The organism is Streptomyces sp. NBC_01689, from assembly GCF_036250675.1.
In the GTDB taxonomy this organism is placed as follows: domain Bacteria; phylum Actinomycetota; class Actinomycetes; order Streptomycetales; family Streptomycetaceae; genus Streptomyces.
Genome location: NZ_CP109592.1, coordinates 645,936 through 671,507 on the forward strand (window position 1 = coordinate 645,936; position 25,572 = coordinate 671,507).

26 protein-coding genes and 2 pseudogenes are annotated in these 25,572 nt (G+C 69.6%); 16 read left to right on the forward strand and 12 right to left on the reverse strand.

From position 1 onward, the window contains the following. Positions 1-189 precede the first annotated feature (189 nt). The 3 genes from OG776_RS02455 to OG776_RS02465 all read right to left on the reverse strand — a co-directional run bounded on the left by OG776_RS02455 (position 190) and on the right by OG776_RS02465 (position 2,869). Positions 190-1,539 carry a HEAT repeat domain-containing protein gene (locus OG776_RS02455; protein WP_329318530.1) on the reverse strand — a complete coding sequence of 450 codons (1,350 nt, stop codon included), beginning with the start codon at positions 1,537-1,539 and terminating at the stop codon, positions 190-192. Between the two features lie 655 nt (positions 1,540-2,194). Continuing rightward, positions 2,195-2,398, reverse strand: coding sequence for a cold-shock protein (locus OG776_RS02460; RefSeq protein ID WP_148011518.1), 204 nt, complete (start codon positions 2,396-2,398; stop codon positions 2,195-2,197). Between the two features lie 189 nt (positions 2,399-2,587). Next, a complete protein-coding gene (locus tag OG776_RS02465; RefSeq protein WP_148011519.1) occupies positions 2,588-2,869 on the reverse strand; it encodes an HU family DNA-binding protein in 282 nt (93 codons plus the stop codon). Here OG776_RS02465 and OG776_RS42330 point away from each other — a divergent pair. After that, positions 2,751-3,062: pseudogene (locus tag OG776_RS42330) on the forward strand (hypothetical protein); the annotation flags it as partial. The gene OG776_RS02465 and the pseudogene OG776_RS42330 sit on opposite strands and share 119 nt — an antisense overlap. Positions 3,063-3,176: 114 nt before the next feature. On the opposite strand, the gene OG776_RS02470 reads toward OG776_RS42330, so the two are convergent. Beyond that, entirely contained in the window at positions 3,177-3,941 is a 765-nt protein-coding gene (locus OG776_RS02470; protein ID WP_148011520.1) for an isocitrate lyase/PEP mutase family protein, read from the reverse strand. A gap of 124 nt (positions 3,942-4,065) precedes the next feature. Further along, positions 4,066-4,351 (reverse strand): annotated as a pseudogene (locus OG776_RS02475) (carbohydrate ABC transporter permease); the annotation flags it as partial. Between the two features lie 456 nt (positions 4,352-4,807). On the opposite strand from OG776_RS02475, the gene OG776_RS02480 reads away from it, so the two are divergent. After that, positions 4,808-4,957, forward strand: coding sequence for a hypothetical protein (locus OG776_RS02480; RefSeq protein WP_329318533.1), 150 nt, complete (start codon positions 4,808-4,810; stop codon positions 4,955-4,957). A 342-nt stretch (positions 4,958-5,299) separates the two neighbouring features. Here the strand turns inward: OG776_RS02480 and OG776_RS02485 are convergent, their stop codons facing one another. Together OG776_RS02485 and OG776_RS02490 are read right to left on the reverse strand one after the other, a co-directional pair. Next, positions 5,300-6,025 carry a DUF6348 family protein gene (locus OG776_RS02485; protein WP_329318535.1) on the reverse strand — a complete coding sequence of 242 codons (726 nt, stop codon included), beginning with the start codon at positions 6,023-6,025 and terminating at the stop codon, positions 5,300-5,302. A gap of 155 nt (positions 6,026-6,180) precedes the next feature. Continuing rightward, the gene (locus tag OG776_RS02490) at positions 6,181-7,179 is read right to left on the reverse strand and encodes an NADP-dependent oxidoreductase (protein ID WP_329318537.1); all 999 of its coding nucleotides are present in this window, start codon (positions 7,177-7,179) and stop codon (positions 6,181-6,183) included. 123 nt (positions 7,180-7,302) lie between these two features. Between OG776_RS02490 and OG776_RS02495 the strand changes: the two genes are divergently transcribed. The 7 genes from OG776_RS02495 (at position 7,303) to OG776_RS02525 (ending at position 12,969) form a co-directional block, all read left to right on the forward strand. Next, positions 7,303-8,178, forward strand: a complete 876-nt coding sequence (locus OG776_RS02495; protein ID WP_329318539.1) for a LysR family transcriptional regulator — start codon at positions 7,303-7,305, stop codon at positions 8,176-8,178. A 286-nt stretch (positions 8,179-8,464) separates the two neighbouring features. Next, positions 8,465-8,689, forward strand: a complete 225-nt coding sequence (locus OG776_RS02500) for a DUF4259 domain-containing protein (protein ID WP_148011524.1) — start codon at positions 8,465-8,467, stop codon at positions 8,687-8,689. A gap of 483 nt (positions 8,690-9,172) precedes the next feature. Then, a complete protein-coding gene (locus tag OG776_RS02505) occupies positions 9,173-9,772 on the forward strand; it encodes a hypothetical protein (RefSeq protein ID WP_148011525.1) in 600 nt (199 codons plus the stop codon). 542 nt (positions 9,773-10,314) lie between these two features. Continuing rightward, the gene (locus OG776_RS02510) at positions 10,315-10,851 is read left to right on the forward strand and encodes a YcxB family protein (protein WP_148011526.1); all 537 of its coding nucleotides are present in this window, start codon (positions 10,315-10,317) and stop codon (positions 10,849-10,851) included. Between the two features lie 239 nt (positions 10,852-11,090). After that, on the forward strand, positions 11,091-11,537 hold the full coding sequence (locus tag OG776_RS02515; RefSeq protein WP_148011527.1) for a MarR family winged helix-turn-helix transcriptional regulator: 447 nt from the start codon (positions 11,091-11,093) through the stop codon (positions 11,535-11,537). A gap of 111 nt (positions 11,538-11,648) precedes the next feature. Continuing rightward, entirely contained in the window at positions 11,649-12,473 is an 825-nt protein-coding gene (locus OG776_RS02520) for a class I SAM-dependent methyltransferase (RefSeq protein WP_329318543.1), read from the forward strand. 250 nt (positions 12,474-12,723) lie between these two features. Then, a complete protein-coding gene (locus OG776_RS02525) occupies positions 12,724-12,969 on the forward strand; it encodes a hypothetical protein (protein WP_148011529.1) in 246 nt (81 codons plus the stop codon). Positions 12,970-14,035: 1,066 nt separating this feature from the next. On the opposite strand, the gene OG776_RS02530 is transcribed toward OG776_RS02525, so the two are convergent. Continuing rightward, entirely contained in the window at positions 14,036-14,731 is a 696-nt protein-coding gene (locus OG776_RS02530) for an alpha/beta hydrolase (protein WP_329318547.1), read from the reverse strand. Between the two features lie 75 nt (positions 14,732-14,806). Here OG776_RS02530 and OG776_RS02535 point away from each other — a divergent pair, with 75 nt between their 5' ends. After that, a complete protein-coding gene (locus OG776_RS02535; protein WP_148011531.1) occupies positions 14,807-15,445 on the forward strand; it encodes a TetR/AcrR family transcriptional regulator in 639 nt (212 codons plus the stop codon). 139 nt (positions 15,446-15,584) lie between these two features. On the opposite strand, the gene OG776_RS02540 is transcribed toward OG776_RS02535, so the two are convergent. The 4 genes from OG776_RS02540 to mug form a co-directional block, all read right to left on the reverse strand. Next, a complete protein-coding gene (locus tag OG776_RS02540) occupies positions 15,585-16,562 on the reverse strand; it encodes a hypothetical protein (RefSeq protein ID WP_329318550.1) in 978 nt (325 codons plus the stop codon). Further along, positions 16,559-17,890, reverse strand: coding sequence for a sensor histidine kinase (locus OG776_RS02545; RefSeq protein WP_148011533.1), 1,332 nt, complete (start codon positions 17,888-17,890; stop codon positions 16,559-16,561). The genes OG776_RS02540 and OG776_RS02545 overlap by 4 nt, the downstream gene beginning before the upstream one ends. Before the next feature lie 177 nt (positions 17,891-18,067). Continuing rightward, a complete protein-coding gene (locus OG776_RS02550; protein WP_148011534.1) occupies positions 18,068-18,424 on the reverse strand; it encodes a hypothetical protein in 357 nt (118 codons plus the stop codon). Between the two features lie 220 nt (positions 18,425-18,644). Then, positions 18,645-19,163 (reverse strand): G/U mismatch-specific DNA glycosylase, encoded by a 519-nt coding sequence (mug, locus tag OG776_RS02555; RefSeq protein WP_329318553.1) that lies wholly within the window; start codon positions 19,161-19,163, stop codon positions 18,645-18,647. A gap of 455 nt (positions 19,164-19,618) precedes the next feature. Here mug and OG776_RS02560 point away from each other — a divergent pair, with 455 nt between their 5' ends. From OG776_RS02560 to OG776_RS02585, 6 genes are all read left to right on the forward strand, one after another. After that, the gene (locus tag OG776_RS02560) at positions 19,619-20,338 is read left to right on the forward strand and encodes a GntR family transcriptional regulator (protein ID WP_148011536.1); all 720 of its coding nucleotides are present in this window, start codon (positions 19,619-19,621) and stop codon (positions 20,336-20,338) included. 74 nt (positions 20,339-20,412) lie between these two features. Beyond that, positions 20,413-21,339 (forward strand): ADP-ribosylglycohydrolase family protein, encoded by a 927-nt coding sequence (locus OG776_RS02565; protein WP_148011559.1) that lies wholly within the window; start codon positions 20,413-20,415, stop codon positions 21,337-21,339. A 134-nt stretch (positions 21,340-21,473) separates the two neighbouring features. Continuing rightward, the gene (locus tag OG776_RS02570; protein WP_148011537.1) at positions 21,474-22,952 is read left to right on the forward strand and encodes a purine-cytosine permease family protein; all 1,479 of its coding nucleotides are present in this window, start codon (positions 21,474-21,476) and stop codon (positions 22,950-22,952) included. After that, positions 22,949-23,932, forward strand: coding sequence for a PfkB family carbohydrate kinase (locus OG776_RS02575; protein WP_329326320.1), 984 nt, complete (start codon positions 22,949-22,951; stop codon positions 23,930-23,932). Before OG776_RS02570 ends, OG776_RS02575 begins: the two co-directional genes overlap by 4 nt. 406 nt (positions 23,933-24,338) lie before the next feature. Beyond that, positions 24,339-24,776 (forward strand): VOC family protein, encoded by a 438-nt coding sequence (locus OG776_RS02580; protein WP_329318555.1) that lies wholly within the window; start codon positions 24,339-24,341, stop codon positions 24,774-24,776. A gap of 316 nt (positions 24,777-25,092) precedes the next feature. Beyond that, positions 25,093-25,482: a GNAT family N-acetyltransferase gene (locus tag OG776_RS02585; RefSeq protein WP_261994445.1), complete on the forward strand. Its 390-nt coding sequence runs from the start codon at positions 25,093-25,095 to the stop codon at positions 25,480-25,482. Positions 25,483-25,572: the final 90 nt, after the last annotated feature.

Here is a 25,572-nt window from a genome sequence, read left to right on the forward strand (position 1 = left end):
CAAGTCATTGTCATGAGGCTGTCAGTCGAAGGTCAGGGAGACATGGTCCCGTGTTCGCCGACGCCTGACGCGGCAGGAGGTGGCCGCGGGCTCACGCCTGCCATCGGTCACCGGCAGGGCGAGCCGCAGCCTGAAAGGTGGGCCCCTCCTGCTGCGGCCGGCCGGAGCATGTGTCGAAGTTCGGTGCGCTCAGGTGGACGGCCTGTGGGGTTCGGTCGGGCGGTGGCGCGATCGGTAGTTCCAGTAGGCGAGGATGCGGTGGTCCTCCTGCTGGGGCATCTCGCCGAAGCCGGCGGGAAGTTCGCCCACGCGTTCCCAGGCGTACTCGGTGCGGGGATCGTCACGGCGCGCGAGCGCGTAGACGATCTCCAGACGCAGCAACTGGTCCTGGTCCTGTTCGTCGAGCAGGGCGACGAGGGCGTCCGCGACGGCGGCCGTCCGGTCGTCGGAGTTGCCGAGGGAGACGGCGGCACCGGCCCGGACCTGGGCATCGGTGTCCCGGATGAGGGTGAGCAGCGCCTCGCGGAACTCCGGGGTGAGGCCGGGGACGGCCATGGCGCCGGCGACGGAACGTCGGACGTCGGGGTCCGGATCCCGTGACAGGGCGAGCAGTGCGTCGGTGGCGACCTTGGTGGGCGGGGACTCTCGCCGGAGCAGACAGGGCACCTCGCCGCGCACCCGCGGGTCGGGGTGGTCGGCGTGTCGGAGGCCGATGGCTTCCTGGTCGGGGTGCTCCTGGTCGAAGTAGACGTCCAGGACCCTGGCGAGCACCATGCCGTCCGGTTCGTCGCGGGCCCAGGAGGCGAGGAAGTCGGCGTCCTCGGCCACGTCCTGGCGGTGGTTGAACCAGGTGAGGAAGTTCCGGGACCACACGACGTCGGCGAGGAAGAGGCGGTGCACGGGGTCGGGGTGGTGCCGAAGGGCCGTCAGTTCGTTCCAGACCTGCGGTCCCTGGCGGTCACCGAGGACGAAGCGAGCCTGAGCCCAGTTGGCGTGCAGCGCGTCCGCGTGCGTGACGGCTCGTGCCACCAGGTCCGCCACGGCGGCTGGGATGCCGAAGTTCCACTCCAGCCAGGTGAGGATGCCGGTGTGGCCGGCGCGGACGGTGAGCCCCCCGAGGGTGACCTCCTCGATGTCCGTGTCGTTTTCCGTGACGAGGCGACGGCGGGCCGGGCCTGATGCTCCCGTCCGTCGGCGGAGTTCCTCCTCCTCGCCCGTGTCGATCCAGTGCCGGGCGAGGTCGAGCAGCCGTTTGCGGCCTCCCTCGGTCAGCCGTGTTCGTGGGTCGTCGCCGAGCACCGCCTCCACCAGCGCGGGAGACCCGAGGTCGACGGCCCGCAGGAGCGGGGTGGTGCCGTCCGGCAGCGCGTGGTCGGGATCGGCGCCGCCGTCGGTCAGTGCCCCGGCGCTCTCGTGATCGAACCCGGTCACGGCGGTGCAGAGCAACGGGAGGCCGTCCGGGCCCGCCGTCCGCGGATCGGCGCCCTCTCGAAGAAGGGTGCCGACCGCGTCGGAGTCCTTGGAGGTCACGGCTGCCACGAGCCGGTCGGTCAACCCGTGCCGCGATGCCGGCATCTGCCCCCCAGGTGATCGTCAGCCGACACGCTATCCGAGCCGTACGGGGGCGTGCCGCCGGCGTTACGAAAGGTGATCCGTCGAGCACAGCCCGGTGCGCGGCTCGTCGACGCCGTTCGTCCCGTGACCGGGTCACCGGACCGCCGCCGTCTCCCCCCGTCCTCACCGCGATACCCCGCGGCGAAAGCCACCCGCTTGTCGCCACGGCTGTGCCACGAGGCATTCCGGCACGAACCGGGCGGTACGACGGCCGCGGAGCCCTGTGCCTGGACGGGACATCCGTGCGGTCCGTGGACCGGGAGCACGGCGACCGGCCCGGTAGGACTTTCGCGCGCACCACCGACAGGTGCGGGGTACGGCCGAGCAGTGGTCGGAGCGCCTGCGAAGGGGCCTGGAACCGGTATCGCGGCGACAGGGCGAGGGAAACCCGAAAGCGCAGACAGGTAGACGGGGCCGGCGGCGGCAGGGCGGGCCGGGCTGACCGCTTGTCGGCGCCGGGGGGCGGCCGGGTTCACGGAAGAGAGAGCGGAGGGGCCCGGCTGCGCCGGGCCCCTCCTCACACTGCGGGATTCACCCCGAGGCTCTCAGAGACCTCGGACCTCTCCTCCGGACGTTCGCGTCAGCCGCGGACGATGTTCTCGGCCTGGGGACCCTTCTGGCCCTGGGTGACGTCGAACGTGACCTTCTCGCCCTCGACCAGTTCGCGGTAGCCGTTGCCGGAGATGTTCGAATAGTGGGCGAAGACGTCAGGTCCGCCGCCGTCCTGCTCGATGAAGCCGAAGCCCTTTTCGGAGTTGAACCACTTCACGGTGCCGCTGGCCATGCTGTTGTCCTTCAAATCCTGCCGGAGTTCCCGGCTCGTGCAGATGCAGGCCCGTCCGCGAGCGGACAGTGCCTGGCGTCCGTTCTACCCCGTCGGCGGCTCAAGTACCAGGCTTTTCGTGTGGCGGTAGCACGCCGCGGTCCCGGCCCGGTCTCTCCCCGGCGACCGGCGGGGGCCGGGATCCGGGGTTCACTTGCCCTTGGCGGCTTCCTTGAGCTTGGAGCCGGCGGACACCTTGACGCCGTATCCGGCCGGGATCTCCAGCGGCTCGCCGGTCTGAGGGTTGCGCGCGGTGCGCGCGGCCCGGTGTGTGCGCTCGAAGCTGAGGAAGCCCGGGATCGTCACTTTCTCGTCGCCCTTGGCGACGACATCGCCGACGCTTTCGGCGAGGGCGGTCAGTACGGCGTCGGCGTCCTTGCGGGTCACCTGGGCGCGCTCCGCCAGCGCGGCCACCAGTTCGCTCCGGTTCATCGTTGTGCTCCATATTCCTGGATCAGCCCGGTCTGCGGCGTGCAGGCGGGACGAGCCAACCATGCTGCCATCGGCCACTGACAACGCGTCCCGCCGGGCGAAGCGACTGGCCGGCCGCCTGCGCCACCCGGCACGCTGGTACCGCGCGCACCGACCTCTCCCTGGGGCGTGCCACCGGCGCTCAGCACCGTGACGCGTCGGCATCTCCTCGGAGGCGGGCGGCCGGGGTCGGCAGCCCGTACGACTCGAACGACCCCGGCCCGGCCTTGGCGTCTCAGACGTCCAACTGATCAGGATCGTCCCCGACTCACTGGGGCGCCCACGGTGCGAGGACGCCCTTCATCGCGTCCGTCATCGCCAGTTGCAGCAGTGGGCCGTAGGTGATCCGGCCGACGCCGAGGCGACGGAAGCGGTCCAGGTCGTGCTTGGCGGGATGGGCCGTCGAGTTCACGGGAACGGTGACAGCGCCGGTCACTGCGGTGAGCAGGTCGTCGTCGTCCTGGATACGCACCGGGTAGACGCTGTCGGCTCCGGCCTGCTCCATGGCCCGCAGGCGTTCCACCGTTTCGTCGAGAACGGCGGAGGGATCCTCCGCGTGCAGGAAGAGGTCGGTGCGGCCGTTGACCCAGACCGGGATCCCCGCGTCGTCGGCGGCCGCGCGCAGGCCCGCGATGTAGGCCGCGTGCTCCTGCGTGCTGCGGACGCGCCCACCATCCGAGTGGACGGTGTCCTCGATGTTGAGACCGACGCCGCCGACCTCGGTCAGACCGGCGATGAGATGCGCGGGCTCCCGGCCGTACCCGGCTTCCAGATCTACGGAGACGGGGACGTCGACCGCCGCGATGATCGGCCTGACGGCGGCGAGCACCTCCTCGAAGGTCTGCCCTTCGTGGTCCGCGGCCCCGCGGGAGTCGGCGAGTGGATGACTGCCGATGGTCAGCGCGGGGAACCCGGCGTCGGCTGCCGTCCGCGCTGACCACACGTCCCAGACGGTCGGCAGCACGATCGGCTTGTACTCGACGTGCAGTTGCTTGAGGCGTTGGGCGCGCGCAACGGTGGTCCGAAAGTCCATGTCGAGGACACTACCCATGGACTGCCACAGACAACGTGCCGCCAAGGTGCCGCCCGGTGGCGGAAGGACATCCGTGATCGCTGTCGGCGTGGGCCCCGCGCATGGCGGAACGCTCCGCTCGCCGTCATTCCCTGGTCGCGGCCGCGAGCATGCCGGCCACCAGGGTGCGCTGTGAGACAAGGAGCAGGGCGAGGAACGGCAGGGACGCCGAGGTGATCGCCAGTGCCGGTTCCGGCATGGTGACGTTCAGGCCGGCACCGGCGACCGGGAGGTGAGGAGTTGGTTCAGGCCGACCTGGAGCGGGAACTGCTCGCTGTCGGGCGGACGAGGTAGGGCAGGAAGAAGTTGTTCCAGTTGCCGACGAAGCTGAAGAAGGCGACCAGTCCGACGACAGGTTTGGCCACCGGCAAGAACATCACGCGGCCGGGCCGTACGCACGTGCACGTCAGCACCCTGGGCTTCGGCTGGTTGTCCGGGCGGCGGGACGCGTGCTCCCGGACCCGGTCAGCCCGCGAGGCGCCGAGATCGGGGCCGTACCAGTGCGCGGCGGTGGTGCCGAAGGCGGCTTCGCGCTCCTGGGACCTGATCCACCCCGCGCTCTCCGCCGGGCCGGCCCGGACCGGTGGGGCCACCGTCGGCTGCTCGCGGGGACGACGATCAGGCCTTCGACCCGGTGGTCGACGAGACCGTCGGCGGGACGGGGCGACCCTCGACCTCCTCGGACTGCCTGCCGGACCCACGGGGGTGTTCTGCACGACCAACCGCATCGGCCAAGGGCCGATACGAGCCCTCCACCGAGCCGGCAGCACCCGCCCCCCTGGCGGGCTTCGACGACTTCGACCTCTCGGACGTCCTCGGTCTCCCGCTTGACACTCGTCCCGTACGACGCCGACGAGATCGGCCGGCAGGCCGCTCAGCTCCTCATCGACCGCCTCGGCAGACAGCACACCGAGACCACGCACACCTCGACGGGTCACCGTCCCGACCCGCATGAAGCGCTACGGCCCACACCTTGACGCCCGTCCCCGCGGGCGGCCGCCGGGCGACCACTGAACCTGAAAGGGTGATGTCGGGCGGCCGGAGGCCAACTCGGAGACGCGGCGCACGATCGCCCGGCGAGGTGGGTGCTGCCCGAAGGGTTGGGCTGTCACGCCCTGGTGCCGTCCGTCGTCCGTGGCTGGAACCGTGACCATCGACGCTCGTCTCATCACCACCGTCACGGCACCGCTGGACCCCGCCTAGGCGGAGAACTCGCAGTCGGTGTGTGATCGTGGACGTATCCCTGCGTCCACCCGCGAGGCGTCCGGGTTGCCCAGAGGTGAGAACCACCACCGCCCGCGCCTGAGAGGGCTCGGAGCCTATGGTCCGAGGGGTGAGAGCAGCGCGTAGGAGCGAACGGCTGTGAACACCTTCGGTTCGGGGAGGTTCAGCCCTGCCATGGCGGCCGAGGCGGTCTCGTGATGCTCCCCGTTGACCCGGATCTCGGCCTGCATCGCGCCGGGACGGCCGCCGTAAAAGACCTTGACGCCGTTGAAGTGCGGCGATTCCAGGTCCGCGGTGAAGGTGTCCGCGATGCGGTGCAGCACGTTGGCGTCGAGCAGGGCGGCCTGCAACCGCCGGTTCTCGGCGCCGTCGAGCCCGAAGGCGACCGCGCCGGAGACGATCGAGTGCCAACCGGGAACACCGCGCACGTGATCGGGCTCCAGATGGTCGGCGAAGCGTGAGCGTGGGTCGAGGAGTTCGAGCATGCACGCGCCGGCGGTCTGCACCCACACGTCGGCCGCCCGGCGGGGGTCGCCGGACATCGCCACGACACAGTCCGTGAAGCACGGCACGTCAGGCTGCAGACTCACGTCGGGCAGGGCGACGAGGTCGTAGTGGCGCCCACCCCCGTGGTGGGGTGGCGCCACGCCCAACGCCCATCCACTCGGGCTGCTCAGCGAATTGCCCTTGAATTCGGCGCCCCGTGTGACACCGGGCGCGTACTCCTCCAGACTCTCCTTGACCAGGGCGAGGAACTCGAGGTCGGACAGGCGTTCTTCGGACGGCTGGGCTCTGCGCGCACGACGTCGTATCCAAGGCATGCGCCGGATGCTATCCACGGGGTGACGACCCTGTTCCCTCCGGGGCGTTCACCCGGGCACCGCACCAGATCCGGGCGCATGCGGCTGCCGTCAGAGAGGTGTGCCCCATCGCTGCCCCGGCGCTACCGGAACCGCCCTCTGCCGGAGTTCGGCGATCACGAGGGCACCGTCAGTACGATCTTGCCTTGGATGTGACCCTGCGCGGCCCGCGTGTGTGCGTCGGCCGCCTCGTGCAGCGGGTAGGTGCTGTCCACCCCGACCTGGAGCGTCCCGTCGTCGAGCAAGCGCCCGATCTCGGCGAGTTGGGGACCGTTGGAGCGCACCTGAATGTTCGAGACCGTGATGCCCCGCCTCGCCGTCTCTTCCGCGTCGTACTGTGCGAAGAACACCGGAAGCATGGTGCCACCGCGCTTGAGCACGGTCAGGAGTCGTGGGCTGTCCGGGCCACCGACGGTGTCGATCAGCAGGTCGACACCACTGACCACGTCCGCGACCTGGGTCCTGGTGTAGTCGACGAACTCGTCGGCGCCGAGTCTGCGCAGGAACTGCTCGTGCCGGCCCGAGGCCACCGCGACGACGTGTGCGCCCTTCCACTTCGCCAATTGCACCGCGAAGTGACCCACTCCCCCGGCGGCCCCGTTGACCAGCACGGTCATGCCCGGCGTGAGCGGCACCGGCTGGTGCACCTGGCCGGTGAAGGGAGACGGCACGTCATGGCCGAGATCAACCAGGTACTGCCAGGCCGTGAGCGCGGCCATCGGCGCACCGGCCGCCTGCACGTGTCCGACAGCGGCCGGCTTGTGGGCCAGGTCCGAAGCCGGTGCCGCCACGTACTCGGCGTACGTCCGTCCGTCGAATCCGGGGAACCGCAGCATGCCGAAGACCACGTCCCCGACGGCGAACCCCAGCACGTCCGGAGCGACCGCCGCGACCACGCCCGACATGTCCGTTCCCGGGATCAGGGGATACTCCAGTGCCGGCCTCATCTCGGCAGGCATGACCTTCATCCCCTCACGCAGATACCAGTCCGGCGGGTTGACGCCCACCGCGTGCACCCGGACGAGCACCTCACCCGGACCGATCCTTGGAACCGGCACCTCGTCATACCGCAGAACCTCCGGCCCACCCGCTTCGTGGAACTGGATCGCCTTCATCGCGTCTGTCTCTCTCCTCGGAAAAGGTTGCTCCCTCAGTCAAGGCTCACGACGGCTCCGCCGTCCAAGACCGGTTCGGCAACCTGATCATTCCGAAAACGCATGACGCGTTACCGTGGCAGAGTGAACGATCTCGGGCAGGACCTGGAACTGCGGCTCGTGCGCTACTTCACCGTGGTGGCGGCGCACCAGCACTTCGGCCGGGCCGCCGCCGACCTGCACGTGGCCCAGCCCGCGCTGAGCCGCCAGATCCAGCGGCTCGAGAAGTATCTCGGCGTACGGCTGCTCGACCGTGTGCCCCAGGGCACCCGGCTCACCGCGGCCGGCCGGCAGTTCCTCCCACAGGCCCGGGCCCTGCTGCGGGCGGCCCGCCAGGCCGAGTTGGCCGTTCGTGAACAAGCCGAGACCGAGCGCATCACCATCGGCTACGTCGAGGACCTGGTGATCACTGACGTCGTACGGGAGCTGCGCCGCCGTCATCCGGACGCCGAGATCGCCACCCGGTACCTGAGCTGCCGCGACGTCGGGACACTGTCCGACAAAGGTGTCGACGCCCTGATCGCGCGAGCCCCACTGCCGCTCGCCGCCGACGACGTGGACACCATCCCGCTCTACGAGGAGCCCCGGATGCTCGTGGTCCCGCGCGGCCACCCCCTGGCCGACCGCGCGTCGGTGACCGCCGAAGAACTGGCCGGTGAGGAAACGGCGCCCTGCGCGTTCGAGACCACGGACTGGACTTCCTACCGGATCCTCGGGGCCGATGTACCGCCGGTCGAAAGCTACGAGGACAAGCTCGAACTCGTCGCGAGCGGCAGGGCGATCGCCGTGCTACCGGTCGGCGACCGGCGCAGCTCGTTGCGTCCCGGCCTCGTCACCGTCCCGATCGAGGGTGCTCCCCCGAGCCAGGTCGTCCTGGTCAGCCGGAGGAACGACCCGAATCCGATGATCAGGAGTCTCCGGCCGGCGGTCGAGGCCGCCCGGCCTGCCCCGGCAGCCTGACCCACCCGGCCGGTCCGCGAACCCCACGCTTCACCGCCAAGTCACCGACCACGCAACCGCGACAGGAGCGCGCCGCCGGTTCCTTGGTCTTCCGCCCCAGCACTCCGACGCCGCGCACGACGGGGACCGGGCACTGCGCGCCGCCGAGTCCGCGCCGGCCGTCCCTTCGTCCGGGCGTCTTCGCCGTCCCTGGCCGCTGCCCGCAACACCGACAGGCGGAACAGGTACGTCGCCCGGTCCCGCTCGCTCCGTAGTCACGTTGTCAGTGCCGGATGCGAGGATCCGGATGACCTTACGCAAGGAGATCGGTATGGGCACCTGGGACATCGGCCCCTTCGGCAACGGCACGGCCACGGACTTCGCCGACGCTCCCGACGACGCCGAACCCCGGGCTCGCGAAGCTCTGATCCGAGGCGTCCTCGTCCGGACGGTCGTCGCCACGGGCGGTCTCGGTGAAGCGGCGAGGCGGTGCCCGCCGCCCTCCATCGCTCTCTTCGAGGTCCAGCCATGACGAAGCGTCACTCCGCGCGGAAGGGGAGCCGGATCCCGAGAACGGACCGCGAATGGTCAAGAATTCGAGAGGCGTTCCATCAGCCACGGCCGAACCCGCCGACGGTTCACGCGAGCCGACCGGCCGTCACCAGAACCGCAGGTGCTGACACATCTCCATCGAAATACCAATACCGGCACACCGATACAGCTCAACGGGGCTCCGCGGCCGTGCGTCCTGAGCAGGGGCTGGCTCGGGAAGTCCGAAGGGTCCGGAGGCGATGCTGTCGCCTCCGCCTTTCCGTCGAAGATTTGCCGCTCGGGCCCCCGTCTGCGATCTTGTCCGGAGCGACGATCCCGTGCAACACACTCAGCCGTCGGCACTACTCACCCCGGACCCAACCCAGGCCTGCTGGTGGAGCCTTGGCCGAGCCACGAGCATCGGATCCTACGGTTCCCACGGATCCTCGGACCGTCCGCGGCCCTACACAGAAGGAGAAACAGCGTGAACACCGCAAAGGTTGCAGCTCGACGTCTTACGAGTGAAGAGGTCTCAGAATTGGGCCTCCAGGAGGAGATTTTCGTCTCGGCCGAGCTGGACGACCTTTCCCTCGACTGCTTCGCCCCCGCTTTCCTCACGAAGCCCGGAAAGTATTTCGACGGAGGGTCCTTCATCGCGAGGACGATATTCGGCAAGGAGATTCACATCCTTCCGAACAATGACGAAGAGCGCGGGATCTGGGTTGCCGACGAAACCGGGGAGGAGATCGAGGTACTCCAGAGTGCCGGCGTCCTCCTGAACCTCGCGCTCTACGTGCCCGATGGAAACAAGGAATCCCTGGAGGCGCTCTACGCCGCCGCCAGGGAAGCGTTCGGCGCGGGAATCGTCCAGCGCTGGAACGAAGAAGTCGTGGCCGTGCCGGACGTCAAGGTCGACCTGTTCGAAGAACCGGCCCGCGGCCGGAAGGGCACGAACGGCCAGAACCGGGACCGCCGCGCCTTGGACATCTACCCCACCCGAGTCCGGTTCATGGAGCCCAGCACCGGCTGGAAGTTCATCGTCGAGCCGCACCACGAGCCCATCGACGACACACCGACGATCTGAACCGACAGCAGTCCGCGGACCGCACGCCGAGGGCTGCCATCTCTCACCGGCCCGTCGCAGCACACGGTTTGACCGGATCGGACCGGGACGAGGCGGGGCGGGGCGCCGACAACAGCGCCGCGCCCCGTGCGCCCGCATGACCCGCACAGGTCGCGGAGCGTTTTCGCGTAGGCACCGATCAGGCGCGTCGACCCTGTGCGGGAGCAGGGCGGTACTACGAGCGCGCGGGAGCGGGACCGCACGAGAGTGTCGGAGTCCGAGTCCCGGCCCGGCGGAGCGCGCGGCGAGTCGGACACGCGCAGCGCGGGGCCGCGGACGCGGTACTACACCCGTACGCGCGGTGCGGAGGCATCGACGAGACTTGCGGCCCGCGCCTCGCCCGCGTGTCCGGCCTCCATCACGGCGCTCTGCCGACGTGCCGTTCTGGCAGCTCTTCGCGGTAGGCCAGGACCCGAAATTAGCGCGCGCCACCGGCCTGATCGCAGGCTATTCTCCCCTGGTTCGATCACTAAGAGGTCGGAAAAGGTCCCAGGGGAGGGCTCATGGAAGAGCGTGCGGAAACCACGGTGGGGGAATGCGTGGGACTGGAGTACCAGGTGACGCGCGAGGACATGAGACAGGCGCTCAAGGCACGGGCCAGGGCATCGGGCCGGGCCCGGCGGGCGCAGCGGTTCGCCCTGATCGGCGTGGCCGCGTTCGTCGGAGCGTCGACGGTGCCACTGACGAAGGGTGAGGCCCCCGACACGCAGTCGCTGGTGATCGCCGGACTGATCGTCGTGCTGATGTTCGTGCTGCAGCCCTGGCTGATGGCCCGCCAGTTCCACAACATCGCGTCCCGGAAAGGGGCCTACAGCGGCACGGTCGACGACTTCGGCGTCACTGTCAGCAACACGGGTGGCTCCAGCCGCCTGAACTGGCTTGCCGCCCCGCATTACGCGGAGACTCCCGACACCTTCGTCCTGCTCAGCGGGGACAAGAACGTCTCGTGCCTGACCGTGCTTCCCAAGCGCGGCGTGCGAGAGCCGGGGAGCGTGGACGGCGTCCGGACTCTGCTGGACCGACACATCCGCAGGCTCTGACCCAGGGCCGGATGAGATCGAAGGGAGACGGGTCCTCCACCTTGTGCGACTTCCCCCTGGCTCCGGGACGGACGCCGGAGTGAGGCGCGTCCGGGCGGGGGGCTACGGATGCCGAGAGACCCCCCGTCCGGCTCCCGGTGCTTGCACGTCAGGGATCCCACAGATCATCCAGGCGTGAATCACCTCCACCAAATAGTTAATGACTTGACTGTTAACCTCTTGATTAATAGGTTGGGAGCATGGACAGAGGAAGAAGTGTCTCCACCGGTCCACTCGAACAGCTCAAGGTGATCAACAAGGCTCAGATGCAGGCGGGACAGGACTGGATCCGATCACGAGGGCTCAGCCCGCAACAGGCGTTCGTCCTCGACCACCTCGCCGGCCACCCCGGGGCCATCCAGCGCGACATCGCGGAGGCGACACGAACGACCGCCGCGAACGTCTCCGGGGTCCTGCGCGGCCTCGAAGCCCGACACCTCATCGAGCGTCGCTTCGAAGGTGGAGACGAGCGCAGCAAGCGCGTCTTCGCCACCGACGCCGGGATCCAGCTCATCTCCGGTCACGAAGAGGCGATGATCGCCGCGGACGAGTCGATCCTCGCGCCCCTGACGACAGACGAGCGGATCGCCCTGCAGGCGCTGCTCGACAAGATCACCGTTGGCCTGCCCCACCTCGGAAAGTCCTGACCCACGGCCCGAAGCCGTCGGAACCACACCGCACCACCCGCCCGTGTCGGCCGGAACCGACGCGCGCTCGCGCCCGCACAAGCGTGAGTGCTAGGCAAAGGAGCACCACTCATGAGGACGCAAGCAGCACGGACCCTGACCATGATCCGCGAGGTGTGCGCCCTCGGACGCGTCGAGTTGGACCGCCCGCACACCACGGAAGGGGACACCGCCGCCGCTCGTGCGCTCGTCCACGGCTTACGGGCCATCGACCCCGCCGGCGAGCCCAGCGACATCGCTCTGTCCCTGGAGCTGCTGGCGCCGCGCGCACCGTACTTCGACCGACTGGTTTTGGACGCCATCGCCGTCGGCACCCGACAGGTCGTCAACCTCGGCGCCGGTTACGACGATCGTGCTCTGCGGTTCCGGCATTCCGGTGTGCGGTTCTTCGATCTGGATCTGCCGGACGTCATCGCCGACAAGTCCCGTCGCCTCCAAGCCCTGGACACCGACATCAGCCACGTCACCCTGGCCGCGGCGGACTTCGCCACCGACCACGTCGGCGACGTCTTGGCCCGCGCCGGGCACGACGCCGACCGGCCGACTCTCTTCATCGCCGAGCACCTCGTCCTGTTCCTTCAGCCGCGTGACGTGGAACGGCTCCTGGCCGGCGTCTCCATCCGCAGCGCGCCGGGCAGCGTCCTGGCACTCACCACCGAGGTACACCCTGTGGGCCTCGATTCCGCGCTCGTCACCGCGACGGTGGACGAGGTGATGTTCGACGGTGCGAGCCCCCTGCACAGCATCAGGGCCCGCGACACCTGGCTGGCCCTGCTCAAGCAGCACAACTGGCAGGTCGAGAACGCCTCCGTGGCGACGGCCGTCAACCACTTCGAACTGCCGGACGACGAACCGGTCCAGATCCAGACCCACTTCCTCACCGCGACGGCCACGTGAGGCAGAAGAGCAGTCTGCGCCAAGGCCTCTCCCGCAACCCGCTTGAGAACTGCTCGCCGGACAGGAGCGGCAGATACTGAGGGGAGACCGCCGGGCAGTAGGTGATGACGCCTGGCCACCACCCGCCGGGAGCTCGTCGGGCCGCGATCGTCCCGGCCGCCACTACGAACACTGGTGAGTTCGCGTGTTCCTCCGTCGCCGATGCGTCACTCGGCAGCAACAACCCGCGGCCCTCGCCTACACTCCCTCGATGAACAACATGCGGTGCACTCAATGCGGTCAGGTCGGGCTTGAGCAGGGCTTTGTGAGTGACAGCGGCAGCGGCGCCCTCGGGTTCGCGCGATGGTTCGGAGGCCTCCTTGAGCGGGGCATATGGGGCATAGTCAAGACGCGGGGCCTGCCGCAATGGCAGATCGACGCCTTCCGCTGCCCGAACTGCGCACACCTGGAACTGTTCGCCGCCCAGCGATTGAACCCTCGCGGTAACGTCTTGTGACGGTTCGTCGAGTGGAACAGGACAGCTCTCTCGCCCGCGCGCGTTCACGGGTCACTGTCGGCGTGACGGGGTTTTGGCTGGAGACTCCTTGGTGCTCGGCTCCGGAAATCCTTCGGGGATTGATCAGGTTGCCGGTGTGGCGGAGGATTCTCCTTGTCGGTCGGCGGGTGTGTGCCGGTCTCGTCGGGCCGGCAGATCGTCCAGGAGGTGGTGAACCTCCACTGGTACGGCTGTGCCGTGGCGTTGTAGCGGTCTTCGACCCCTCGGAGTCGTTCCCGGACCTCGGCGAGGTCTGTGAAGTCGTTGGGCGAGACGGCCTTGCGCTGCACGACGGAGAAGAAGATCTCGCTCTGGTTGAGCCAGGACGCGTGGACCGGGGTGTGGACCAGGATGCGTTCGGGAAACGGGCGGCCATGCGGTCGATGGACCTGCGGCTGCGGTGCGAGGAGCCGTTGTCGACGATCCAGAAGACGCGTTCCGCGCTGGCGTAGGGCTCCTTCGTCATGACCTGTTCGACCAGGGCCGTGAACGCCACGATTCCGGTGGTCGGCTCGCAGCCGCCGTGGATCTCGGCCCGGTGGACGTCGTAGGCGGCCAAGTAGGCCAGGGCTCGGCCGCGCGCATTGCCCCGAATCGCTCCAAGAGCGCGGGTACAACGATGGCGCCCCCACGACCCCGCCGAGAACTGCAGAACCCCCGTGTAGGCGACGACGGGCGGTCTCGGCCGGAACCGCCGCCCGTGGCGCCTTCTCCACAACGATGCCCGCGCCAGCGGCGCGGGCCGCAGAGCGGTACTTCTTCTGCTTCTTGGACACCAGCGGAGCGTACCTGCAGCATTCTGAGGCGTGACCCCTGCGCCGAGTCCAACCTCTCCGAGACGTCAGACCTGTTCGGCCGCCCATTGAGACGATGCCGGTTGAGCCCTGACAGCTGCCCGGCACCGCTTGGACCCGCACGTCAACCCCCGAAGGATTTCCGGAGCCGACCACTTCGCAGGGCATGCAGCGACTCGCTCACGGCGACCCCTGGCCCTCGTATCACCCGTCCGACTCACCCGCCGCTGCCCTCACAGGCTCAGCAGGAGGTCGCGCACCGCGGTGGGTCGGGACAGGAACGGGTGGTGGCCTGCGTCGAGTTCGACGACGCTGTCGGCCCGTCGGGCGAACTCGCGCTGCAGCCGTGGCGGGGTGCCCCGGTCCTGCGTACAGACCAGGTAGGTCGAGGGCACCTGCTGCCATGCGGCCGCCCCGATCGGTTGCCCGGTCACCCGCACGCTCTGCCGGGCAAGGTGGTCCGCCGCCTGCGCCTGGACCTCGGGGTCGCAGTCCTGCAGGAACGTCTCCACGAGCAGTTCGGGGCGGACTCCGAACGTCCCGGCTTCGGGGGCGATGTCGAGGAACGGGGCGGGGCCGCCGTCCCCGAACTCCGACAGACTCTGCCCGATCTCGGGCAGGTAGCTGGAGATCAGCACCAGGTGACGTACCGACGCGATCCCCGCGGCCGCTTCCGCGGTGACGATGCCGCCGTAGCTGTGGGCGACCACGACGGTCCGCTCGTCGCTGTTCCGCAACACCTGCCGTACCGCGGCGACATCCTCGGTCAGCCCAGGGCCGCCGACGCCGCCGGGCAGGCCCGTCTCACCGCAGCTCGGCAGCGCCGGGGTCACACTCGACACCCCGCGCTCCCGCAGCAATCCGGCTGTGCGGTGCCACCACCACGACCCGTCCCGCACGCACGCCCCATGCACGAACACGACCCTCATCGCTGCCTCCACATCTGGACCGACCGCCCTCCGGCAACGATAGACGTAGTGGTCATTACGTGAAAAAGTCGAGTCGTGGGCAGACGACCGCAACCGCAGATCCGACAGAGGCTGCTCGAGGCCTGCGCCGACTACGCCCTGGCGCACGGTCTCCCTGGCAGGCTCGATCCGTTGGCCACCGCCACCGGCACCTCGGCCCGCATGCTGATCTATCACTTCGGCACGCGCGACGCCCTGCTGCGGGCCGTCCTGGAGTACGCGCGGCAACGTCAGCTCGACACCTTCGGCGCCCTCCTGCGGGCACGATCCGACGAGCCCTACACGGCCACACTGGGCCGCGCCTGGACCTCCATCACCGGTGCGGACGGGCAGCCGTACCTGCGGATGTTCAGCCAGTTGCGCGTGAGTGCGGAGCAGCAGTTGTGGCCCGACTTCCGGCGCACGGCGACAACCGACTGGCTCGGGCCGCTCGAGGACGGGCTGCGCAGCATCGGCCGGCCGGATCTCGCGACGCTGGTTCTCGCTGTCATCCGCGGTCTCCTCATGGACCTCGACGCCACCGGCGACACCGCCCGCACCGACCAGGCCTTCCGCGACTTCCTCGACTTCCTCGGCGCGGTCGAGCGTACGTCTCCCGGCTTCCCCTCAACCGGTTGCAGCTCCCAGGAGGGCGACGGCGGTACGACCGGCAGCGACCCGGTGCCGGACGCGTAGTGCCGGGTTCCACAGACGGTATGCGCATCTCACCTCCGCCGTCGGCGAGTTGACGCTACGGGCCTGCCCCCCCCGATTCCTTGGGCAGGCCCTCATCGGCTCCACGGCTGCGTCCTGGCCGTGGCCCGGGCGCAGCCGTTCATCTTTCGCGGGTCGGGGTGTGCGGCTTCCACCACTCCTCCGGCGGGCGGCGCAGGGCCCGACGGGTCGTCAGTCTTCTCTGGCGGACCGCGTGCGCCTGCACGATGTCGCGGAGTTCGGGTGCCTGGAAGAAGATGCGGTGGGCCTGCGCGAACGCCGCGACGATGCGCTGGTTCGGATCGATCTTTCCGGAGTGGCCACCCTCCGCCGGAAGGGACCGGGTCTCGTCCGGAACGCCGGGGCGGGGTCGGGCACCGAAGGAGGCCGGATGCGTCGCGGTCTTGGCCAGTTCCTTCTCGAACGCTTGGATGGCCTTGACGTACACCTTGAAGCGGTTGGTGATCGCGGACCTCGAGAAGGACGTGCCGTCGGCCAGTTGGGTCCGGTCGTAGTACGTCGACGACATGAGGGACCACAGGCGTGCGTCACCCAGCGTGGGCAGGATCCTGCCCATGAACAGACTCGTCGGGGAATCCGATGCGGGATCGGGGTCGGGGATGCAGGGAATGAGCGACGACGGTTTGGCCAGGGGGCGTCCCGAGGCGATCGTGTCGAGGATCCGGACGAGTGCGGGATAGCCGCGCTCGGCGTGATCGTCCTTGTACGTCCATCCCACGACGGTCTGCCCGGCCGGCGGGGGAAGGAGCTGGCAGACGGCGAACGGGAAGAGCGTCCGTCCGTGGTGGGAGGTGGACAGCCCGATGGCCTTGGGGCCGTTGCGGCTGATCAGCGTCTGGAAGGCCGTCAGGCATGTGCGGGAGGTGGCGGCCAGCTCGAAGTCGACGTCGACCAGGACCACGTCGATCGCGCCGGGGTGCGCGTCGAGGAAGCCGCCCAGCAGCGCCGGATCCGCCAGGTGTTCCAGGTTGAAGCGCCCCGGGTCTCCCGGCATCTCGTCCAGGTACAGGTTGAGCGTGCCGAGGACGGGTTTGGGGCTGTCGTCGAGCACCAGGACGTTCAGTGGCTGTCGGGTCATCGCGCCTTCTCCGTCCGCGCCACGGCCCAGGTGGCGATCACGAGCGTTCCCGTCCCGGGGCCGGGTCGGAAGTCGAGCCTGCCGTCGAGCTGGGCCAGGAGCTGTCCCAGCCGGTGGAGCGAGTCTCCGGGCTGCCAGTCGTCCCGCGTACCGGGGCCGTCGTCGGTGACCTGGATCGTCAGCCTTCCCTCTGTGCAGGTGGTGGTCACGGCGGCTCGCGGCCGCCGGCCGTCGTCGCCGGACTTGAGCGCGTTGCAGCACAGGTCCGCCAGGACGCTGCGCGCCAAGGAGGCGTCGATCGGGCCGAGTACGGTCGATGCCTGCCGCTCGTCGGCCATCAACCGGGCGCGGTCTCCCGGCAGAAGGCTGTCGCGGACACCCGCCACGATCTCCCCGACCGTGGCCGTGGGGTGCTCGTGGTCGAGTTCGTCCAGGCAGCGCCCGAGTTCACCGCGCAGGTAGATGATGAGGTTCTCGGCATCGCCGGCCGGCTGATGACGAGCGGCCATCAGTACGTAGTGCAGGGGGTTGCTGATGCTGGAGTGGACGACGGTGGCGTCCTTCAGCCGCTGCGCCATCACCGATGGTGCGATCTCCGCGACGGCGCTCCTGAGCGCCTTTTCGTAGAAGACCGTGGCCGGGTACAGCAGCAGGAAGCACGCGGCCAGCCACGGCAGGGCCGTGAGGGTTCCGTCGGAGTTGCGCGACAGAAGCGCCGCGTACACCCCGGCGAGGAGTACGGGAACCACCGCTCGGGCCGTCCGCGCGAAACCCACCGACCATGCCTGCAGGACGTTGGGCTGGTAGAAGACGGATTCGATGATCCAGTGCAGGGTTCCCGTCCCGCTGTAGAGCAGGGTGGCCGAGGCGGCAAGGAGCCGGGCATCGGAATCGCCGGTGAAGGGCCCCGAGGGCGCTCCGATCATCCAGGCCATCGCGAGGGGACCGAAGGTCTCCAGGACGGCGGGGAGGTTCAGTCGCTTCCATCCGCCCCGCTCGAGTTCGACGCCGATCAGCCGCACGGGGAGGAAGCGGGACTGCGCCATGTCCCCGATGATGTCCTCACGCGTGTGGATGACGGCCAGGACCGAGCCGACGAAGGACAGGGCGGTGACCGCCGGCCACCAGGGCGAATCCGTCGGGCCGAGTGTCGTCCAGGTGATCGCGGCGACGAGCAGGGAGCAGAGCATGCGGACGACCGAGGTCGCGCGGCCACTCGCCGTCGTGTTGCGGCAGGCGATCTCGTACGGAGCGCGGTCGCGCAGCTTCGGGTCGTGCAGGAGTTCCCACAGGTGACGCACGAGGTGTACGGGGTGCCAAGGGCTCATCAGATCCTCCAAGGTGGGTGCCGGTCGGGCCCTGAGCCAGTCGACACCAACTCCCCATCCCAAGCGTGTCACTTGTGCTCCCGAACGGGGCCCCGCATGAGGTAACCCGGACCGTGCGGAAGGCGAGCAGAAGTACCACGGATCGGCTCAGGGGCCCCGCGAGCATGGCTGCAGACGTCACTCGTAGGCGTCCTGGCCGATTCCGATGGAGGGTCCGCTCATGACGCTGCAGATCGACTCGACGAAGGTGATGATCTTCGCCGCCGGTTGCGTGGTGATGTATTTCGTCTTCAAGTACACACGCCGGTCCCACCCCGGCCCCGCGACGTCCGGGGACCTGGTCGGGTCCATCGCGGCGGGCGCGACCGCGATGGCGGTTCTCGCCTTCCTGGTGGTTCCGCAGGCGAGGACGGAGCCGGACGAGTTCCCGGCACCGACGTCGACGTCGCCGTCGACGTCGGGTTCGGGCTCGGCTCCTGCTTCGAGCGCCACTCCGACTCCGGCGCCGCCCTCGGCCAAGTGACGACTTCTCACACGTGCCGTCACCCCTTTCGACGGGTCGTGACCTGGTGCGTCGTCAGTTGTTGCTCGAACGAGCGGTGTTGGACTGATCGTTCGGTCGCGGGCACGGGGGTCCGCTGGATACGTCGTTCACCGCCCCGTCGGCGATGAGGATTCTTGAATTGAGCGACCTGCGGGCTCGGACGCTTGACGCATCAGCGCACGCGCGCCACGCACCGCTGTCTCCGGTACGTCAGATCCTGCGGTCGGGAAGGTCGGCGGCCACGCGGAGACGAGTGAATTCCCGAGCGAGCGCCACGGGAGGAAAGTGGGCGTTGAGTCCGCTCGGATTCGGGAGGACCCACACGCGCGTGGCACCGATACGTAGGCTCTGTTCACCGATGACCGCGCCGGGCTGCCGGTAGCCGGCGCGGAATGCCGTGACTCCGAGAATGGCCAGCCACCGCGGCTGCCAGGTCTCCACCCGTTCGGTGAGAAGTTCCGCGCCGAGAGTCAGATCGGCCGGGCTCAGATCGGCCGCGCGAGCCGTCGGTCGTCTGGCCATGGTGGTCAGTCCCAGACCCCATGTGGTCAGTGAGGGTGCTTCTTGGGGTCGCAGTGTGTGGGGAGTGAAGCCGGATTGGTGGAGGGCGGGCCACCATCGGCTGCCGGGCCTGGCGAAGGGCAGGCCGGCCGCGGCCGAAGACAGGCCCGGGTTGATCCCACAGAACAGGACGTCCAGGTGGGGTGCCACGATGTCCTTGAGTCCCACGATGTTCCTCAGCTTCGTCGGTGATCGGTGTGCTGCCGCATCCGCGCCTCGCTCGATGCCGCCGACCGTGCATGGTGCCATGACGAGGAGTCGCTCCAGGAGCGGTGCGAAACGGCTGCCGGAACCCACCCCCTGACTGATCCAGGGGATCGGTCTGGCCATAGCCCGTCGGTTCGCCGCCGAGGGCGCCATCGTGTACCTATCGTCAAGGGGACGATCTCTACCGTCCAGAAGGCACTCCCCTTGCTGTCGGACGGGGCCTCGGTGATCGTGGCGGCCTTCGATCCGGGCGAGCGGTCCATGGGGGAATGAGGTCCCGGTCGGCAGCGCTTTACCGAGGCGGAATGCGCGGCGCCGTGCTCGGGCTGTCCAGGATGCAGGACAACGGATGTCCCCGACGGGACGACTGCCGGAAGGCTCTGGACGCGGAGGCTTCTTCGGCCTATCTTCTAGACATGCCTGGACAGGTCTACAAACATGATCGCATCGCCGAGGTTCTCGCCGCGGAGATTCGTGCCGGTGTCCACTCGCGCGGCAGCCGCCTGCCCGGAGAGCACGCCCTCACCAAGCGTTTCGGCACCAGTCGCACCACGGTGCGGCAGGCACTGGGAGTGCTCGGCGAAGCGGGACTGATCAGCACACACGCCGGTATCGGCTCGATCATCACCTTCGACGGTACGCCTCTGGACAACAGACTCGGCTGGACCCACGCGCTGGCCGGGCAGGCGACCACGCTGACCACCGAGGTCCTGCGTTTCGAGACCGTCGTCGACACGGACCTGGCCACGGAACTGGAACTCGAGACCGACACCTTCGTGGCGCTCGACCGCGTGCGCCGCCTCGACGACGGAGCCGGGGTGTCGCTGGAGCGCAGTCGCGTCCCCGCGCTCGGCGCCGTGGCCGACCTGCCCCGCACAGGTCTGCGGAACGGCTCGCTCAGCACGACCCTGATCGGACTGGGCCGTATCTCACAGTCCGGCGAAGGCCGGGTCGCCGTACGCGGGCTCGACGCCGCCGAGGCCGAGATCCTGCGCCGCCCGTCCGGAGCACCGTTCCTCCGTCTCTCGCAGGTCTACCGCGCGCCGGACGACTCCGTCGTCGAACAGATCACCAGTCTCCTGGACCCCGCCCACTTCGAACTGCACATACGCTCCGGCCCGGGAGGCCCACAGTGACCACCGCCCACCCCCCACAGCTCGACCGCGCTCTCGGCGCCTACTACGGACTGGCCCTCGGCGATGCCCTGGGCATGCCCACCCAGGTGATGTCCCGGGAGGCCGTCGCACAGGTCTACGGGCACCTCGACGGGTTCGAACCGGCCCGCCCCGACAACCCGGTCAGTGCGGGTATGCCGGCCGGTTCGGTGACCGACGACACGGACCAGGCCGTCATCGTCGGCCACCTCCTCGTCGAGGGCAACGGCTCCGTCGATCCCCTGCGTCTGGCCGAGGAACTCATCCGCTGGGAGAAGGCGATGCGGGCCAAGGGCTCTCTCGACCTCCTGGGGCCCTCCACCAAAGCGGCCCTGGACGCCGTCGCCCGCGGCGTGCCGCCCAGGGAAGCCGGCCGCCACGGCACCACCAACGGTGCGGCGATGCGCGTCACACCCGTCGGTATCGCCTTCCGCGCCCAGCCCCTCGACCGTTTCCTCGACCGGGTCGTGGAATCGTGCCAGGTCACCCACGACACCACCCTCGGTATCGCCGGGGCCGCCGCCGTCGCGGCGGCCGTCAGCACCGGGATCGAGGGCGGTGGTCTCGACGACGCCATCGGCAGCGCGGTCGACGCGGCCCGTGCGGGCGCGCGGCGCGGTCACTGGGTCGCGGGAGCCGACATCGCCGCCCGCATCGAGTGGGCGACGCAGCTCGTTGGCGGCCTCCCGCACGACGAGGCCCTCGACCAGATCTGCGCCCTCGTCGGCACCAGCGTCGCCAGCCAGGAATCCGTCCCCGCCGCCTTCGCCGTCCTCGCGCTCAGCGCGGGCGACCCCTGGCGCGCCGGCGTCATGGCCGCCAACCTCGGCGGGGACAGCGACACCATCGCGGCGATCGCCGGTGCGATCGCGGGCGCCGTGCACGGCCTGTCCGCGCTGCCCGAGGACGCCGTCACGACCCTGCGTGAAGTCAACGGGCTGGACCTCGAACCCCTCACGGCCCGGCTGCTCGCCCTGCGCTGACGGCACGGCCGAAAGTCGTCCGACGGCACCCCGCCCGCACCGAGCGGCGGCGTCGGCCGTTCGACACCCTCCCCAGGGCCCGTACCACCAACCCACCGCACGACACACCAGCTCGACAGACAAGGAGGTCCGTCATGGCCGTCTCAAGGACGAGCGATCGCGTCGGTACCGTCGAGACCAGGGGCATCGAGCCCGTCCCCGACGACGAACGCCATGGCAACGCCGGTCAGATGTTCTGGACCTGGTTCGCCGCCAACATCAGCATCCTCGGTCTGCCCCTCGGTGCCACCCTGGTCGCCTTCCGCGGCCTCAACATCTGGCAGGCCCTCGCGGTGGCCGTCGTGGGTTCGGTGGGATCGTTCGCGCTCGTCGGTGTCCTCAGCCTGGCCGGGAAGAAGGGCGGCGCTCCCGCGCTCACGCTCTCGCGGGCGGTCTTCGGCCAGCGCGGCAACGCCGGCCCGACCCTCATCACCTGGCTCAGCCGGGTCGGCTGGGAGACGATCACCACGACGACGGCCGCCTACGCGCTCCTCGCCCTGTTGAACCACGTCTTCGGCCTCCGGCAGAACGACGTCCTCACCCTGGTCTGCCTCCTGGTGTTCATCGCGTGCACGCTTCTGATCAGCGGACTCGGACACGCGACCATCATGTGGATCAACAAGTGGGCCACCGTGGTCTTCGGCGTGCTGAACCTCGTGGTGATCGGTTTCCTGGTCGACACGATCGACTGGGCGGACGTGGTGCATGCGCAGGCCGGACCACTCAGCGGCGTGATCGCAGGCATCGGTTTCATCGCGGCCGGGACCGGTATCGGCTGGGCCAACGCCGGTGCCGACTACGCCCGCTACCTGCCGCGCTCCCTGCCCGGGCGACGGCTCGTGACCGCGTCGGCCTTCGGCGCCGGCATACCGCTCGTCGTGCTCGTCTCGCTCGGCTCGCTGCTGTCCGCGGGTGACACCACGCTCGCCGAGTCGTCCAACCCCGTCGGCGCCATCAACAGCCTGCTGCCTTCGTGGATGGCGGTGCCCTACCTCATCGCGGCCTTCGGCGGCCTGCTCATGTCCAACCACCTGTCCACCTATTCCGCCGGCCTCACCATGATCACCCTCGGCCTGCGCGTGCCGCGTCCGCTGGCCGTCGGGCTGGACGTGCTGCTGATGTTCCTCGGCGGCATCTACTTCATGCTCGTCGCCGACGACTTCTACGGCCCGTTCTCCACCTTCCTCACCCTGCTCGCCGTGCCCATCTCCGCCTGGGTGGGCATCGTCCTCGTCGACTCGGCGCGCGGGCGTGACTACGACCCCGACGCGCTGATGGACCGCACCCGGACCAGCCGCTACTGGTACAGCGCCGGATTCCGCGTCCCCGCCGTGCTCGCCTGGGTGGTCGCCATCGTCGTGGGACTGCTGTTCACCGAGGCGTCCACGAGCGCCGACAACGTGTGGTTCGCGGGGCCGCTCGCCCACACCTGGGCGGGGACCAACGGACTGGGCTGGGCCCTCGCCATGGCCGCCGGCGCCGCCGTCTACGCCCTCGGATCGCGAACTCGCCCGGCCGACGGTCCCTCCGCCGAGGCCGACCGCTCCGCGCAGGTTCGGGAGGCGCTCCGATGAACCGCAGGATCGTCCTCGTGGGCAACGTCGTCGCGGACCTCGTCCTCGACGTCCCGGCCCTCCCCGAACGCGGCGGCGACGTGCTCGCCACCCGGACCGAGCTCACCGCGGGCGGCGGCTTCAACACCCTGGTCGCGGCCCGCAGACTCGGCATCGAGACCGTGTACGCCGGACTCCACGGAACGGGCCCGTACGGAGACCTGGTCCGCTCGGCACTGGCACGGGAGGACATCCACGCCCTGCTCCCGCCGCGCACCGACGGGGACACCGGCTTCACCGTCGCCCTCGTCGACGACGGGGAACGCACCTTTGTCACCAGCTTCGGCATCGAGGGCCGCCTCACCCGCGAGGACACGGCTCGGGTACGGGCCGAGTTGCGCACCGGAGACCTGGTCCAGCTCTCCGGCTACGCCCTCGCCCTCCCTTCCAACGGCCCCCTGCTCGCCGAGTTCGCGACCGGTCTGCCCGACGGCGTCGGCCTCAGTCTCGATCCCGGCCCGCTGGTCGCCGACATCCCCGACGAGGTGCTCTCCCCCGTCCTCGCGCGGGTCGACTGGCTCAGCTGCAACACCCGGGAGGCCCGCCTGCTCGGCGGAACGGTGGGCGCCGACGCCGCCGTATCCCTGCGGCGGCGCCTGCGCGACGGCGCCGGCGTCCTGGTCCGCGCCGACAGCGACGGCTGCTGGCTGGCCGCGCCAGGATCCGAACCGGTTCACGTCCCCGGCTTCCCGGTGACGGCCGTGGACAGCAACGGCGCGGGCGACGCGCACGTCGGCGCGTTCCTGGCGCTTCTCGGAGAGGGCAGGAACCCCCTCACCGCCGCCCAGGGCGCCAACGCGGCCGCCGCCTACGCCGTCTCCCGCCGGGGCCCCGCCACCGCGCCCACCCGCTCCCAACTGCTCGGCTTCCTCGGTTCCGCGGCTCCGGCCGACCAGTTGCGCACGCCTGAACCGTCCGCCGACGGAACTTCTGCCGCCTGAGCGACGTATGACGGTCCGTCATGTCGTGATCGACGACCAGCCCGAGCCCGCCCCGGAGGGCCTTCCTCCGCCCGAAACGGTCACCGAGAGCAGCCGCATGCTCCGCGCGGTCCCGCGGCGGTCCGCGCGCGCACGGAGTGCGGCGGTAGCCGAAGGTCGAAGAGGTCGTCCGCCTCGGGCGCGGCTCCGGTCCGGGCGGCGACGGCGGAGACGATCACGTCACCACGACCATGTCCGCCGGTGGGGCGGCGGGCGGCGACCCCGTCGTCCGGGGTGGTCCACTACCCACACGAACCGGACCGGGATCGCCGCCCGACGTGCCGCGGCCGACCTCGACGGCGCCTCGGTACCCGCCGTCGCCCGCGCCGGAAGTACCCGGTCGGCGGGCCTCGATAGCATGCCGCGCATGGCCATCAAACTTGAGAACGTCGGCATCGCTGTTCGCGACCTCGAAGCAGCCATCTCCTTCTTCACCGACCTCGGTCTGACGGTCATCGGCCGTGACACGGTCAGGGGTGAGTGGACCGACACCGCCGTCGGCCTCGACGGCAATCACGCCCACATCGCGATGCTCCAGACGCCGGACGGGCACGGTCGCCTTGAGCTCTTCGAGTACGTCCACCCCGAAGCGATCGAGTCGGAGCCCACGCGTCCGCACGAGATCGGCATGCATCGCGTCGCGTTCTCGGTCGACGACATCGACAAGGCCCTCGAGACGGCCGCGAAGCACGGATGCCGTCCGCTTCGCGGGGTGGCGACCTATGAGGACGTCTACAAACTCACGTACCTCCGCGGCCCCAGCGGCATCCTCGTCATGCTCGCCGAGGAGCTGAAGAAGAACTGAAGGACTCTGGAGCGCGACTCCCGAAGGCGCTGCGTCCTGGATCTGACCTTCGAAGAGGTCACCGAGACGGCTCTCCGCATCGAAATCCCCCGTGAGCGACCGTACTCAGGCCGAGCTCGAGGTTCCGCGCCCCCCGCCGCGCCGACGCGGGTCGACGGGCTGGGATCATCGGGGCATGGATACCGGGGCGAGGGAGTGCGTCGCTGCACGGGACGTGGTCGGCGTGCGGGTCCCGGTGGCCCGCGGCGAGGTTCCGCTGCTGCGTCCCGCGACGCCCGGGGACATCGAGGTGATCGCCGAGCTGCGGGCCGCGGTCATGCGTGCGGACCTCGAACGCCTCGGCCGCTACGACGAACACCGCGTGCGCCAGCGGCTACGGGACTCGTTCTCCACGCGGCACACGTCGATCATCATGACCGACGGCGAACTCGCGGGATGCCTCACGGTCCGGCCCTCCGAAGGCCGGCAGTGGCTGGAGCACTTCTACCTCGCTCCGCACCTGCAGGGCCAAGGCCTCGGGTCCGCCGTCCTGCGCGCGGTGCTGGAACGGACGGACGCGCAGGGCATGACCGTAGCTCTGAACGTCCTGCGAGGCAGTGCCGCCCGACGGCTCTACGCACGTCACGGATTCGTCCTGGAATCCCGGGACGCGATCGACGTCTTCATGGTGCGGCCGCCCGGGACCCGTGCCGACGCACACGCCTGAACCCGCCGCGCCACGACGACCATGACCCGGACTGCGATCCCCCGCCCGGCCACGAGATGACCCCGCCGTACCTGCTCTTCCCCCCACGGC